General features: G+C 35.1%; 13 protein-coding genes. 6 read left to right on the plus strand and 7 right to left on the minus strand.

Annotated features, from left to right (window positions below; all coding sequences use genetic code 11):
• Window positions 1-3: 3 nt before the first annotated feature.
• From LO744_RS00300 to LO744_RS00315, 4 genes are read right to left on the minus strand one after another with little or no spacing between them, the layout of a single operon-like run.
• Entirely contained in the window at window positions 4-2,022 is a 2,019-nt protein-coding gene (locus tag LO744_RS00300) for a peptidoglycan D,D-transpeptidase FtsI family protein (protein WP_230666245.1), read from the minus strand.
• Window positions 2,019-2,525 carry a rod shape-determining protein MreD gene (locus LO744_RS00305; protein WP_079463566.1) on the minus strand — a complete coding sequence of 169 codons (507 nt, stop codon included), beginning with the start codon at window positions 2,523-2,525 and terminating at the stop codon, window positions 2,019-2,021. The genes LO744_RS00300 and LO744_RS00305 overlap by 4 nt, the downstream gene beginning before the upstream one ends.
• Window positions 2,518-3,372, minus strand: a complete 855-nt coding sequence (mreC, locus tag LO744_RS00310) for a rod shape-determining protein MreC (protein WP_230666247.1) — start codon at window positions 3,370-3,372, stop codon at window positions 2,518-2,520. Before mreC ends, LO744_RS00305 begins: the two co-directional genes overlap by 8 nt.
• A 28-nt stretch (window positions 3,373-3,400) precedes the next feature.
• Entirely contained in the window at window positions 3,401-4,426 is a 1,026-nt protein-coding gene (locus LO744_RS00315; RefSeq protein ID WP_066678895.1) for a rod shape-determining protein, read from the minus strand.
• A 240-nt stretch (window positions 4,427-4,666) separates the two neighbouring features.
• On the opposite strand from LO744_RS00315, the gene hemA reads away from it, so the two are divergent.
• The 6 genes from hemA to hemE all read left to right on the plus strand — a co-directional run bounded on the left by hemA (window position 4,667) and on the right by hemE (window position 10,024).
• On the plus strand, window positions 4,667-5,941 hold the full coding sequence (gene hemA / locus LO744_RS00320) for a glutamyl-tRNA reductase (RefSeq protein WP_230666249.1): 1,275 nt from the start codon (window positions 4,667-4,669) through the stop codon (window positions 5,939-5,941).
• Complete coding sequence (gene hemC / locus LO744_RS00325; protein WP_230666251.1) at window positions 5,928-6,836, plus strand: hydroxymethylbilane synthase; 909 nt, start codon at window positions 5,928-5,930, stop codon at window positions 6,834-6,836. The genes hemA and hemC overlap by 14 nt, the downstream gene beginning before the upstream one ends.
• A gap of 189 nt (window positions 6,837-7,025) precedes the next feature.
• The gene (locus tag LO744_RS00330) at window positions 7,026-7,607 is read left to right on the plus strand and encodes a DUF1287 domain-containing protein (RefSeq protein ID WP_230666253.1); all 582 of its coding nucleotides are present in this window, start codon (window positions 7,026-7,028) and stop codon (window positions 7,605-7,607) included.
• 6 nt (window positions 7,608-7,613) lie between these two features.
• Window positions 7,614-8,270, plus strand: a complete 657-nt coding sequence (locus tag LO744_RS00335; RefSeq protein WP_230666255.1) for a peptidoglycan recognition protein family protein — start codon at window positions 7,614-7,616, stop codon at window positions 8,268-8,270.
• On the plus strand, window positions 8,270-8,956 hold the full coding sequence (locus LO744_RS00340; RefSeq protein ID WP_230666257.1) for a uroporphyrinogen-III synthase: 687 nt from the start codon (window positions 8,270-8,272) through the stop codon (window positions 8,954-8,956). Before LO744_RS00335 ends, LO744_RS00340 begins: the two co-directional genes overlap by 1 nt.
• Window positions 8,957-8,992: 36 nt before the next feature.
• Window positions 8,993-10,024 (plus strand): uroporphyrinogen decarboxylase, encoded by a 1,032-nt coding sequence (gene hemE / locus LO744_RS00345; protein ID WP_191179552.1) that lies wholly within the window; start codon window positions 8,993-8,995, stop codon window positions 10,022-10,024.
• Window positions 10,025-10,231: 207 nt separating this feature from the next.
• On the opposite strand, the gene LO744_RS00350 is transcribed toward hemE, so the two are convergent.
• The 3 genes from LO744_RS00350 to LO744_RS00360 all read right to left on the minus strand — a co-directional run bounded on the left by LO744_RS00350 (window position 10,232) and on the right by LO744_RS00360 (window position 13,243).
• Window positions 10,232-11,452 (minus strand): aminotransferase class V-fold PLP-dependent enzyme, encoded by a 1,221-nt coding sequence (locus tag LO744_RS00350; protein WP_230666259.1) that lies wholly within the window; start codon window positions 11,450-11,452, stop codon window positions 10,232-10,234.
• A gap of 160 nt (window positions 11,453-11,612) precedes the next feature.
• Window positions 11,613-12,248 carry a 50S ribosomal protein L25/general stress protein Ctc gene (locus tag LO744_RS00355; RefSeq protein ID WP_230666261.1) on the minus strand — a complete coding sequence of 212 codons (636 nt, stop codon included), beginning with the start codon at window positions 12,246-12,248 and terminating at the stop codon, window positions 11,613-11,615.
• A 56-nt stretch (window positions 12,249-12,304) separates the two neighbouring features.
• On the minus strand, window positions 12,305-13,243 hold the full coding sequence (locus LO744_RS00360) for a ribose-phosphate pyrophosphokinase (protein ID WP_230666263.1): 939 nt from the start codon (window positions 13,241-13,243) through the stop codon (window positions 12,305-12,307).
• Between the last annotated feature and the right edge of the window lie 79 nt (window positions 13,244-13,322).

The raw sequence follows: 13,322 nt of genomic DNA on the forward strand, positions 1-13,322 counted from the left end.
GGTTTACGGTTTTTTAGGTTTAGTCGTTTTTGCGTTTTGCAATTTTTCTTTTGCTTTTTTCACAATATTCAGACTGTCTTGTATTCTTTTAAGCTTTAAAGAATCTGGTTTTGGTTCTTTATAAAGTCCTTTTCTTTTTAAATCGACAATCCATTGTCGTTTATATTCGGGCATAAAGCTCGCGGTAATCATTTTTTTGTAAAGATGCTCTCTTTTGATATCGCCCGTTATATATTTTTCTGCAATTATGGTACAAGCAGGCCCAGCCCAAGTACCTCCAAAGCCACCATGTTCCATTACCCCTACTACAACAATTTTAGGCTTATCTGCAGGAGCAATCAAGACAAAAATAGCATTATCTTTTCCTTGCGGCACCTGTGCAGTACCCGTTTTTGCCAACTGAGTAAAGTCGTTTGATTTTAAACTTCTCGCAGTACCCGCCAAAACCACTGCTTCCATCCCTTTCAGAACAGGACCAAAATGCTTGGGGTCTACTAAAGTTTGATGTTTCACTTTAAATCTAGGGTCAGGATTTGGTCTTCCATCAATAAGTCTAACAATATGTGGCGTATAGTACCAACCTCTATTAGCAATTGCAGAAACATAATTGGCAAGCTGCAGAGGAGTTACCATTACATCTCCCTGCCCCATCCCGTTGTAGATGGCACCGGTAGACATTTCATCCCAATTTTTATAATCTTGTCTGGTAGAACCGTTGGCTTTTATGATGGCTTTAAATCTTCTTTCATAAAAATCTCCGGAAGGAATTCTACCTTTTGCACCCACTGCAAAATCGTTATTCAGGAACTCTCCGACCCCAAAACTGCTCATTATTTTTTTCCATTCATCGACTCCTTTTGAAGGATTTCCTGGATATTTTTTAATGATAGCAATAAATGCGTAGGTGAAAAAACAGTTACTAGAAACTTGAATTGCAGGAATTAATGGGTCTGCCCCACCGTGGCCTTTAATTCTTTTTCCTTTGTAGAAAAATCCGCCACCACATGGGAAAATTGTTTTTTCGTCCATCACTCCCATTTGCATCGCAGCCAAAGCAGTCAATAGCTTGAAAGTAGAACCAGGAGGATAACCCGCCTGCAAAGCTCTATCAAAAGTAGGTTTGTTTTCGTAAATAGTATCTTTCGAAAGCGCGTATAAATTTTTAGACTTATTAGGGCCAGTAAAAAGGTTTGGATCAATATCCGGACCTGTAGCAGAAACCAAAACTTCACCGTTATTGGGATCTATTGCCACGATAGCGCCATGTTTATTCACCAACATCTCCTCAGCAAGCTTTTGTAAATCATAATCGATGGTAAGGGTAATATCTTTTCCGGTTACAACGTCTTTGTCTAAAGTTCCGTTTTTATATGGGCCTACATTTCTAAGTTTGATGTCTTTCTGAATATATTTAATTCCTTTTACCCCTCTCAGTTCTTTTTCGTAAGATTTTTCAATCCCTGTTTTACCGATGAGGTCACCTGGAAGATAATATGTAGAATCTTTTTTAATTTCTCTATCGTTGACTTCACTTGTATATCCCAAAAGATTTCCAGAAGTAGAAACTTCATATTGTCTTTGAGGACGTTGAACGATACTAAAAGCGGGATATTTGAATATAATCTCCTGAACTCTTGCAATTTCCTCTCTGCTCAAATCTTTGATGAAAGTCATCGGCGTAAGCTTGGAGTAATATTTTTCAGTTTTAATTGTATTAATTCTTTTAATGAAATCACTTTTTTCAATTTTTATTAAATTACAGAAAGCCAATGTATCAAAATCGGGCTTCATTAAAGCCTGAGTAAAAGAAATTTCGTAGGCAGGCTGATTTCCTACCATGATTTTACCATTTCTATCGAATATAACACCACGCTGTGGAATCACATATTCGGTTTTGATAGAAGTATTGGCAGCATTCAGCGCATAACGGTCTGTAAACAGCTGTAAATAAGAAAGCCTTGCTACAAAAATAAGAGCAATGGCAATGAGAATCGTTAAAATTTTTATATGGCGTGTATTCAAACTTTCTGTTTGATTTTAAAGATTAATGCGTAAACTATGATAAATATAAAGGAAATAACACTCGTTACCAACACATTAAATAAAATTTCAAAAATTCTGGTGAATTTAAAAAACTCGATATACTGCACCAAAAGCTGATGTAGAGAGATACTTGAAAACAAAAACAGCAAAAATTGCGTCCATTGCAAAGACTGAAATGAAAAGAAATCTGTAGAAGTATCTGTAGATGTACGGAATATCAATGTACGGAAATATGCAATCACTGTCGTCGCCAAAGCATTAATTCCCCATGTACCCAAAAAACCATCTACGGCAAGCCCAATTAAAAAACTTAATGCCAAAAACTGAAACTTGTTTCTAAAAAAAGGATAGAACATCACAAACACCGGATATAAAACCGGAGTGAATTTACCGAACAAGGTAATTCTGTTCAATACAAAAACTTGTAATGCAACCAGAAAAGCCATGATCAAAAGATCTGTAAATACGGTTCTACTAATCATTTTCTTTTTTTATTACCGCCTGCAGAGTATCCTGAATTTTCTGAACCTCAGCTTTTTTAAGATTTTTAACAACGAAAACTTTATTTAAAGCTCCCATTTTTTCACTTAATTCTACTGATATATCCCAAAATCCTGTTTTGTTATCTACGGTATACCCCGCAATAGTACCTATCATAACACCTTTAGGGAAAATCGCAGACTTTCCGTCGGTTTCTATCGTATCACCAATTTTCAGGGAAACATATTTTGGCACATCTGCCAAATGCATCAGTCGGGAATTATCTCCCTTCCACGTTAAAGTTCCGAAATATCCTGAGTTTTTTAACGAAGCATTAATTCTTATTTTATTAACGCTTAAAACCGATTGTACTAAAGCGTAACTATCGGTTGAATTAATAACAATTCCAGCGATTCCTTTTGGAGCCATTACGCCCATTTGAGGATAAACACCATCTCTTGTTCCACGGTTGATTGTGAAGTAATTATTTCTTCTGTTGATGCTGTTAAAAACAATTTCACCATCTACAAAAGTATAGATTTGACCACCTCCTAAAGTGTCGTGCACCTTTCTGAATTGCGGATTTGCAGCACCTTGTTTGCCATAAAGGTCAACCATTAAGGCTTTATTTTGAGCTACAAGATCTTCGTTGGTTTGTTTCAGTTTTAGATAAGAAACACCTTCATCAATATAGCCTGAAACCCAAGAGTTAAAAGCCGCAGTTTGCCCTGCAAGCCACGATTGCTGCATCGCATTCTTAGAGAATATCAAAATGAGAGCAATAATTTGCAGGAAAATAAAGAATACAAAAAGAGCATTCTTCGAAAATAATCTCAGCAAAAATCCCATTTAGATAAAAAGTCGTAAAAAGTTAAAATTATTTAATTAAGAAATTGAATTTATCCATATTCTTAAGTGCAATACCCGTTCCGCGAACAACAGCTCTTAGCGGATCTTCAGCTACAAAAACCGGAAGACCAGTCTTTTTATGCAATCTGTCTGCAAGACCTCTCAATAAAGCACCACCACCTGCAAGATAAATACCTGTTTTGTAAATATCTGCAGCCAATTCTGGCGGCGTAAGAGAAAGAGTTTCCATCACAGAATCTTCAATTCTTATAATTGATTTATCCAAAGCACGGGCAATTTCTTTATACCCAACCATAATTTCTTTTGGCTTCCCGGTAATAAGATCCCTTCCCTGTACTGGAATATCGTCGATATCTACATCTAAATCTTCAACAGCAGAACCTACTTCGATTTTCACTCTTTCAGCAGTTCTTTCTCCGATGTATAAATTATGATGCGTTCTTAAAAAATAAGCAATATCATTCGTGAATACATCACCTGCAATTTTCACAGATTTATCACAAACAATACCTCCCAAAGCAACAACAGCGATTTCTGTAGTACCACCACCTATGTCGATAATCATGTTACCTTCTGGCTTTTGTACATCAATACCTACTCCTATTGCAGCAGCCATTGGCTCATAAATCAATCGTACTTCTTTTGCGTTTACTTTTTGAGCAGAATCTCTTACCGCTCTTTTTTCAACCTCCGTAATTCCTGAAGGAATACAGATTACAATTCTTAAAGCAGGCTGAATAAATCTCCCTTTGATTCCCGGAATTTTTTTGATAAATTCTTTAATCATGTGCTCTGAAGCATGGAAATCTGCAATAACCCCATCTTTCAAAGGACGGATGGTTTTTATATCTTCATGTGTTTTACCCTGCATATGTTTCGCCTGCTCTCCAACAGCAATCGGCTTTCCTGTAGAACGTTCTATTGCAACAATAGAAGGCTGATCTATAACAATTTTATTATTATGGATGATAAGCGTGTTGGCAGTTCCAAGGTCTATCGCTATTTCTTGCGTAAACATATCGAATAAACTCATAATTTTCTCCTTGATTTAAGTTTACAAAGATATAAATTATACTATACTAACGATTACAAAGTTTTATATAATTTGGTTAAATTTTTATTAAAATTGCACTTTTTTCTTAATGTATTGTTTTTGTAAGTTTAAAAAAAAGCTATAAAATCTTAGATAATTAATTTATAGCTTTTTACGATAATTATCATACAAACAATCGCAAAATGTTTAAGTAAAATTTGCTTAAATTTGCGACTGATTATGATACAGTATTCCAATATACATCAAACCTCAAATTTTGCCGTATTATCTATCAGTTTTGAAAAGGCTGATGTAGAAACGAGGGGGAAATTTGCGTTTTTTGATGACAATATTAAAAACTTTGTCACCCGAATTCACGATGAAAATTTAGGGGACGCTTTTGTGGTTTCTACATGTAATAGAACCGAAATCTACACCACTTCTCCCAATTACCTTTTGGTAGCCGAAGAATATTGTAAGACAATTGGTGTAAATATTTCAGATTTTCTTCAATTTGCCAATATCGCAACAAAAGAAGAAGCTTTACATCATTTATTCAGAGTGGCAGCCGGACTGGAAAGCCAAATCATAGGTGATTTTGAAATCATCGGACAAATCAAGAAAGCGTACGCCCGTTTTAAAAAAGAAAGACAAAACTCGAATCCTTTTTTAGAAAGGTCGATTAATTCTGCAATTCAGATTTCTAAAAGAATTAAAAATGAGACCGGCATTTCAAATGGGGCAGCTTCGGTTTCTTATGCGGCAGTACATTATATTTTAAATAATCAAAAAAGAATTACCGAAAAAAACATTCTCCTTCTCGGAGTGGGTGAAATTGGGCAAAATACTGTCGAAAACTTGGTAAAACACGTTTATCAGCCTAGCATAAAAATCGCCAACCGAACTCAGGAAAAAGCCGCGAAAATTTCAGAGAAATACAATATTCCCAATATTGACTATAATGATTTTGAAAAAGAATTAGAAAATACGGATATTTTAATCGTTGCTACGGGAGCAAAAACACCCATCATCAACAAGTTTCATTTAAAAAACGGAAAAGAAATTTTAATTATTGACCTTTCGATTCCTCATAATGTAGACAAAAATGTTTCTGAGCTTAGCAATGTGACCTTGATAGATGTTGACGAACTTTCAAAACAAATACAGGAAACCATTCAGCAGCGTGAAAAAGAAGTTCCAAAAGCTGAAGTTATCATTAAAGAAATGACCAAAGATTTTCTGGAATGGGAAAAAAAGAGAAAACTGGCACCCAATATTCATCATTTCAAAGCGGTCCTCAAAAACATGGAGCGCAACGAAATGCACAATTTTTACAGAAAAAATAAGTACATCAATATCAACGACATGGAGCTTTCTGAGAAGATGATTCAGAAAATTACCAACCGTTTTGCAAAATATATTATCGACAACCCTCTAAAAGCCGAGGAAATTAGTAAATTAATGCACGAAATTTTAGTCGAACAACCCAATAACGAATTCAATGAAAAGCATTAGAATAGGAACCCGAAATTCTGCACTTGCACTTTGGCAGGCAAGAGAAGTTGCAAGACATTTGCAAAACCTTAATTACCTTACCGAGATTGTCCCAATCGTTTCTTCAGGCGATAAAAATCTGAACCAACCTCTTTACACCTTAGGAATAACGGGGGTTTTCACGAGAGATTTAGACACCGCATTACTGAATGATGAAATAGACATTGCTGTACATTCTCTTAAAGACGTTCCTACAAAATTACCCGAAAACATAGAAATTGTCGCTTATCTTGAGAGAGATTATCCGCAGGATGTTTTAATTAAAAGAAAATCGGCAATCCATAAAGAATTTCACGAGCTTAAATTGGCAACCAGCAGTTTAAGAAGACGAGCTTTTTGGTCTAAACACTATCCTACCACAGAGTTTTTTGATATCCGAGGGAATATTCAGACCAGACTTCAGAAGCTGGAAGAGCAAGATTTTGATGCCACTATTTTATCACTTGCCGGAATTAAAAGAATGAAAATGGATATCGATTACGAGTTTATTCCATTCATGATTCCTGCCCCTTCACAAGGTGTAGTTGCTGTTGCCGGACATTCTGATAAAAAAGAAATCAATGATATTCTAAAACAGATTTCTCATCAAGAAACAAAAATTTGTGTAGAGATTGAAAGAAACTTCCTAAGCACTTTAGAAGGAGGTTGTACCGCACCTATTGGAGCTTTTGCTGAAAAATTTGACAATCAAATAAGATTAAAAGCCGCTCTTTGCTCATTAGACGGCAAAAACTACATCGCAACCGACGAAAGTTTTGAGTATAATGAAGAAGAAGATTTTGGTGAAAAATTTGCCAATATTGTTTTAGAAAATGGCGGTAAAGAATTGATGACTGAAATTAAAAGTCAAATCTAATTTTAAATTACTAAGATTTATTGAATTGTTAAGATTGGATAAGTAAATTTCTTTAGAAATTACTTAAAAAGTCTACTTTATTAAGATTTATCTGAATCTTAACATTTCTTTATATCTAAAATACATGAATATTTAAAATTAATTTCCAACCTTTACAAGGCTTGTTTTTCAATTCAATATTCTAAGCTTATGAAAAAATTCCTTTCAATATTATCTGTCATTCTGTTTGTTTTTTTTGCAAAAGCACAGACTCAGTTTGCTCAAAAATTATCTGATGCTGCTTTGAGCTTAACGAAAGATAAGGTGACTTACGACCCCGCTTATTACTCAATCAAATATCCAAACGGTGATGTAGCCTCAGACAAAGGCGTTTGTACAGATGTTATTATTAGAGCTTATCGAAAACTGGGAATTGATTTGCAAAAAGAAGTACATGAAGACATGAAGCTGAATTTTTCAAAATATCCTAAAAAGTTTGGTTTGAAAAAACCAGACACCAATATTGACCACAGAAGAGTTCCCAACCTGATGGTTTTCTTTGCCAAATTCGGCAAGTCAAAATCAATGAAAACAAAACCTGAACTGTATGCGCCCGGAGACATTGTAACATGGCTTCTTCCTGGAAATCTAACGCATATCGGAATTGTAGTCAATAAAAAATCAGCAGACGGAAAAAGATATTTAATCGTTCACAACATCGGTGGCGGACAGGTCATTGAAGATTGTTTGTTTAAATTTACGATTACCGGACATTATCAATATTCAAAATAATTTATGATGAAAAAGATAGGTTCCGTTCTGTTTTTATTTATTTTAAACTTTAGCTTGGCACAAAACTCAGGCTTAAAAATTGTCGATAAACCAATCAATTATTCTGCAGAAAGAATTCAATTAAGTTTAGAATATTTAAAAGAACATCACGGTTTAACTCAAAAAACACCAACGATTGTTCCGAAAATAATTGTTTTGCATTACACCGCCGGAGGAACTGTAGAAAGCAACCACAAGTATTTTAATAAAACACATCTTGAAAGCGCCAGAAATACTTTAAAAAAACAAAGCACACTCAATGTTTCTTCGCAGTTCATTGTAGACCGAGACGGAACTATTTATCAATTAATGGAACCTACCATGTTTGCAAGACATACGATTGGTTTAAACTATTGCGCCATCGGAGTTGAAAATATTGGAAGCAAAAAACAACCGCTTACCGAAAAACAAGTAGAAGCCAATGCAGAATTAGTAAGGTATTTAACAAAAAAATATAAAATAGAATACCTCATCGGGCATTCGGAATATGGAGTCTTCAGAAATTCTAAATTATGGAAAGAATCTGACCCAAAATATTTTACAGGAAAAGAAGACCCCGGAAAAGATTTCATGACCAAAGTGCGAGCGCAAGTCGCCGATTTACATTTAAAAGATAAACCCTAATGAACATTTTATTTACCAAAAACATCGATTCATCATCTATTTCCGAAAAACTGGGAAATGACATCTTGGTCGATTGTATTGAAGTAATAAAAACGAAATCTCTTTCTGTAAATCGTTTTGACCTAAAAAACCACTCATTAATTTTCACAAGCTCCAATGGTGTAAAGTCTTTTTTTGAAAACAGATTCCAGCCCAATGAAGATTTCACAGCCAAAAACTATAACAAGATTTATTGTGTAGGCGAAAAAACAAAAAGAGAGATTCGTAAAAACGGATTCGGGACCTTTAAAGTTTTAAAAAATGCCGAAACACTCTCTCAATTTATTACTGAAAACTGTGCACATGAACAATTCATTCATTTTTGTGGAAATTTAGCACTTGATGTTTTAGATAAAAAACTTCCGCTGCAAAATATTTCATATAAAAAAGTGACTGTTTATGAGACCGAAGCGCTTAATCCTGTGATACATGAAAAATATCATGCAATAGTTTTTTTTAGCCCGAGTGGAGTTCGTAGTTTTGCGAAAAATAATTCTTTAGAAAATGCCATCCTTTTTTCAATAGGAGAAACAACCTCTAAAGAAGTAAGAAAACATACAAAATCTGAGATTTTTACGAGTCCGGAAAATACATTATTAAACATATTGTCGGTCATAAAAAATAGATTAGAGAACGATATTTCATAACCTATCAACTAAAAACCGCCAACTATTAAAAATATTATGATTAAAAACGACCTATATTTAAAAGCACTTCGTGGGGAAACTGTAGAAAGACCACCGGTTTGGATGATGAGACAGGCAGGAAGATATTTGCCGGAATTTATTGCTCTTCGCGACAAGTATGACTTCTTCACAAGATGTCAAACTCCGGAACTGGCTTCTGAGATTACTGTACAGCCGATAAGAAGATATCCTTTGGATGCTGCCATTTTGTTTTCTGATATTTTGGTTGTTCCTCAGGCAATGGGGATTGATTTTAAAATGAAGGAAAACGTAGGTCCGTGGTTAGATAATCCTATCAGAACCATGGAAGATGTACAAAATGTAATTGTTCCTGATGTGAACGATACTTTAGGATACGTTTTTGATGCCATAGAATTGACTTTAATTAAATTAGACAACGATATTCCATTGATTGGTTTTGCGGGTTCTCCGTGGACGATTCTTTGCTATTGCGTGGAAGGAAAAGGAAGTAAGGCTTTTGATATTGCTAAATCTTTCTGTTTCCAACAACCGGAAGCTGCACATTTGTTACTTCAGAAAATTACCGATACTACGATTGCTTACCTGAAAAGAAAGGTTGAAAAAGGCGTTTCTGCCGTTCAGGTTTTCGATTCTTGGGGCGGAATGCTTTCTCCGACAGATTACCAGGAGTTTTCTTGGCAATATATCAACCAGATTGTTGAAGCATTAAGTCCTTTAACCCACGTTGTGGTTTTTGGAAAAGGATGTTGGTTTGCGTTGGAAGAAATGACCATGGCTCCGGTATCAGCTTTAGGAGTTGACTGGACGATTAAACCTGAGTTTGCAAGAACTTTAACCAATCATACAATGACCCTTCAGGGGAATTTTGACCCTGCAAGGTTACACTCTACTCCTGAAACGATTAAAAAAATGGTTAACGAAATGATTAACCGTTTCGGAAAAGACAGATACATCGCCAATCTTGGTCACGGAATCTTACCAAACATTCCTTTGGAAAATGCAGAAGCATTTATCAGAGCGGTGGTAGATTGGAAACCGAATAATTAATTTATTTTTAAATTTCACACTGATTTTTATAAATTACTTATAGAAATAAAATAAAATCCCTTTCAAAATTAATTTTGAAAGGGATTTTTCTATGAAGAAAAAAATTAGCCGTTAATTAAATTCTGTAATGAAACCTTGCTTGATAATTATTTAAATTTTACATCACAAAAATAAAGACTGTCTCAATGAAACAGTCTGTTAGTTATTTTAAGAAAGCATTCTTTGTGCTTTTTTCACTCCTTCTACTAGCAAATCAATTTCATTAAATGTATTGTAAACTGCAAAACTAGCTCGAACCGTTCCGGCAATATTAAAGAAATCCATAATCGGTTGTGTACAGTGATGTCCTGTTCTCACTGCGATGCCCATTTTATCAAGAATCATCCCAACATCCGAAGAAATACCTACTCCTTCAAGATTAAAGGAAACTACGCCTGTTCTATGTGCTTTTTCACCATATACTTTCAATCCTTCTATTTCTAAAAGCTGTCTTTGCGCGTATTCCAATAAAGCATTTTCGTGATTCTGAATATTCTCCTGCCCTACTTTTTTAATAAAATCAATAGCTGCTCCCAAAGCAATATTTCCACCTACATTGGGTGTTCCTGCTTCAAATTTAAAAGGTAAACCTGCGTAAGTAGTGGCATCAAACGAGCACACTGCAATCATTTCTCCACCTCCATGGAAAGGTGGTAAATCTTCAAGAATCTCCTGTTTCCCGTACAATATTCCTGTTCCCATTGGAGCATACATTTTGTGTCCTGAAAACACGAAGAAATCACAGTCTAATTTTTGAACATCAATGGTGAAGTGAGGAGCCGACTGAGCACCGTCTATGACGATATATGCATTTGAATTAGCTCTTGTTTTAGCAATAATTTCTTCAATAGGATTTACAATTCCCAACGCATTGGAAACCTGATTTACAGAAACTACTTTTGTTTTTTCGCTTAAAAACTGGTCTAAATAATCCAATTGTAGAATTCCGTTTTCATCGATTGGGATTACTCTTAATTTTGCACCTGTTCTTTCACAAAGCAACTGCCAAGGAACGATATTCGAATGGTGCTCCAGATAAGAGATAATAATCTCGTCATCCTTCTTTAGTTTCTGCGTTAAAATATAGGAAATAAGGTTTAAACCTTCGGTTGTTCCTTTGGTAAAAATAACTTCAAAATCATGTTTAGCATTAATGAATTTCTGGATTTTTCTTCTCGAAAGTTCCATTTCTTCGGTTGCTAATTGACTCAACGTATGAATTCCTCTATGCACATTGGCATTGATTTCTGTGTAGTATTGATTCCAAACTTCTAAAACAGAGTTTGGCTTTTGTGATGTCGCTGCATTATCTAAATAAACCAAAGGCTTACCATTCACTTCTTGGTTTAATATAGAAAACTGACTTCTGATTTCCTGAATGTCTAACATTTATTACATTTTTAATTAAAAAGCTCTTTATTTAGAACGCATCAAATTTACGCCTTTTTTCTGAAAAGATTTCATGCTAAAACTCATGATAGATGTAATCTAAAAACAAAAAAACCTGCCAAAATTGACAGGTTCTTGTATTTTGAGTAAGAAAATATTCTTATTCTGCTGAAGCTTCTTCAGTTGCAGGAGCTTCTCCTTCAGTTGCAACTTCTTCTTCTTCATCATCGTCTTGAGCAGCACCTTTAATTGCATTTCTAGACATTTTAACAGCTACAATAACTGCATTGTCTGGGTGTACGAAAGAATATCCTTCAGCTTTGATAGAACCAACATAAAGTTTGTTACCAATCTTAAGAGAAGTGATATCTACAACTACCTCGTCTGGCAAGTTTGCAGGAATAGCTTTTACTTTCAATTTTCTGAAAGACTGACGTAAAACACCACCAGCTACAACACCCTTAGAACGACCAGTGATTCTTACAGGAACCTCCATAACTACTGGCTTATCGTCAGATAATCTGTAGAAGTCTGCGTGAATAATTCTGTCTGTAATTGGGTGGAACTGAATATCTTGAAGAACTGCAGGAATTACCTGTCCGTCAACTTCAATAGATACCGTGTGTGCTTCAGGAGTATATACCAAACCTTTGAATGCTTTCTCTGTAGCAGAGAAATTCATTGGTTCACCACCTCCGTAAACAACACAAGGAACTAATTCAGCATCACGTAAAGCTTTTGTAGACTTTTTGCCCACGCTTTCTCTTTTTGTACCTTGAATTGTAATAGATTTCATTATAAAAATTTTAAAAAAATTGTTTCGTTTTTAATTTGCAAATAATTAATTATCAATTAGATAACAAACTTACTGCTAATAGATTGATGCTCGTGCACCATCTTCATAACATCTGCAAATAATGGGGCGCAAGATAGCACTTTTATTTTAGATGTCAAATTAGTTTTTACAGGAATTGAGTCAGTTACAATAACTTCCAACAATTGAGAGTTCTCAATATTGTCATAAGCCTTCCCTGAAAGCACTCCGTGAGTCGCCATTGCTCTTACAGATTTCGCTCCTTTTTCCATTAGAATCTCTGCAGCTTTACAAAGCGTTCCTGCGGTATCAATCATGTCATCAATAAGGATTACATTTTTACCTTCCACGTCCCCGATAAGGAACATTTCTTCTACCACGTTTGCTTTTTTTCTTTCTTTGTAAGCAATTACTACATCAGCACCAAGGTGACCTGCATAGTTTTTTGCTCTTTTTGCGCCCCCCATATCTGGAGAAGCAATCGTAAGATTATCAAGCTTAAGGTCTCTGATGTAATCTACAAAGATTGTAGAAGCATACAAATGATCAACAGGAATTTCGAAGAATCCTTGAATTTGATCTGCATGCAAATCCATAGTCATTACTCTTGTTGCCCCTGCAGCCGTTAAAAGATTTGCCACCAATTTAGCTCCAATCGGTGCTCTTGGTTTGTCTTTTCTGTCTTGTCTTGCAAGCCCAAAGTACGGAAGTACTACGGTAATACTTTTTGCAGAAGCTCTTTTTGCAGCATCAATCATTAGAAGCAATTCTAAAAGATTGTCTGCCGGCGGAAACGTAGATCCGATTAGGAAAACTCTTCCTCCTCTTACAGATTCGTCTAAAACTGGTTCAAACTCTCCGTCGCTGAACTCCTGAAAGTTGATTTTTCCTAATTCTTTCCCATAATACTGGGCAATTTTTTCTGCAAGATCCTTACTGGTTCTTGTAGAAAATAAATAACTTAACTGATCGGCCATTTTTACTTTTTAAAAGATTTTGCAAATTTAAAAAAAAACCACAAGAATCAATCCTGTGGTTTCCATTATTTATTTTTAT

This window comes from Chryseobacterium turcicum (genome assembly GCF_021010565.1).
GTDB lineage: Bacteria > Bacteroidota > Bacteroidia > Flavobacteriales > Weeksellaceae > Chryseobacterium > Chryseobacterium turcicum.

Coding starts and splice junctions, on each gene's coding strand:
- LO744_RS00305 (WP_079463566.1), bottom strand. CDS start 2,525: ATGATTAGTAGAACCGTATTTACAGATCTTTTGATCATGGCTTTTCTG.
- mreC (WP_230666247.1), bottom strand. CDS start 3,372: ATGGGATTTTTGCTGAGATTATTTTCGAAGAATGCTCTTTTTGTATTC.
- LO744_RS00315 (WP_066678895.1), bottom strand. CDS start 4,426: ATGAGTTTATTCGATATGTTTACGCAAGAAATAGCGATAGACCTTGGA.
- hemA (WP_230666249.1), top strand. CDS start 4,667: ATGATACAGTATTCCAATATACATCAAACCTCAAATTTTGCCGTATTA.
- hemC (WP_230666251.1), top strand. CDS start 5,928: ATGAAAAGCATTAGAATAGGAACCCGAAATTCTGCACTTGCACTTTGG.
- LO744_RS00330 (WP_230666253.1), top strand. CDS start 7,026: ATGAAAAAATTCCTTTCAATATTATCTGTCATTCTGTTTGTTTTTTTT.
- LO744_RS00335 (WP_230666255.1), top strand. CDS start 7,614: ATGAAAAAGATAGGTTCCGTTCTGTTTTTATTTATTTTAAACTTTAGC.
- LO744_RS00340 (WP_230666257.1), top strand. CDS start 8,270: ATGAACATTTTATTTACCAAAAACATCGATTCATCATCTATTTCCGAA.
- hemE (WP_191179552.1), top strand. CDS start 8,993: ATGATTAAAAACGACCTATATTTAAAAGCACTTCGTGGGGAAACTGTA.
- LO744_RS00350 (WP_230666259.1), bottom strand. CDS start 11,452: ATGTTAGACATTCAGGAAATCAGAAGTCAGTTTTCTATATTAAACCAA.
- LO744_RS00355 (WP_230666261.1), bottom strand. CDS start 12,248: ATGAAATCTATTACAATTCAAGGTACAAAAAGAGAAAGCGTGGGCAAA.
- LO744_RS00360 (WP_230666263.1), bottom strand. CDS start 13,243: ATGGCCGATCAGTTAAGTTATTTATTTTCTACAAGAACCAGTAAGGAT.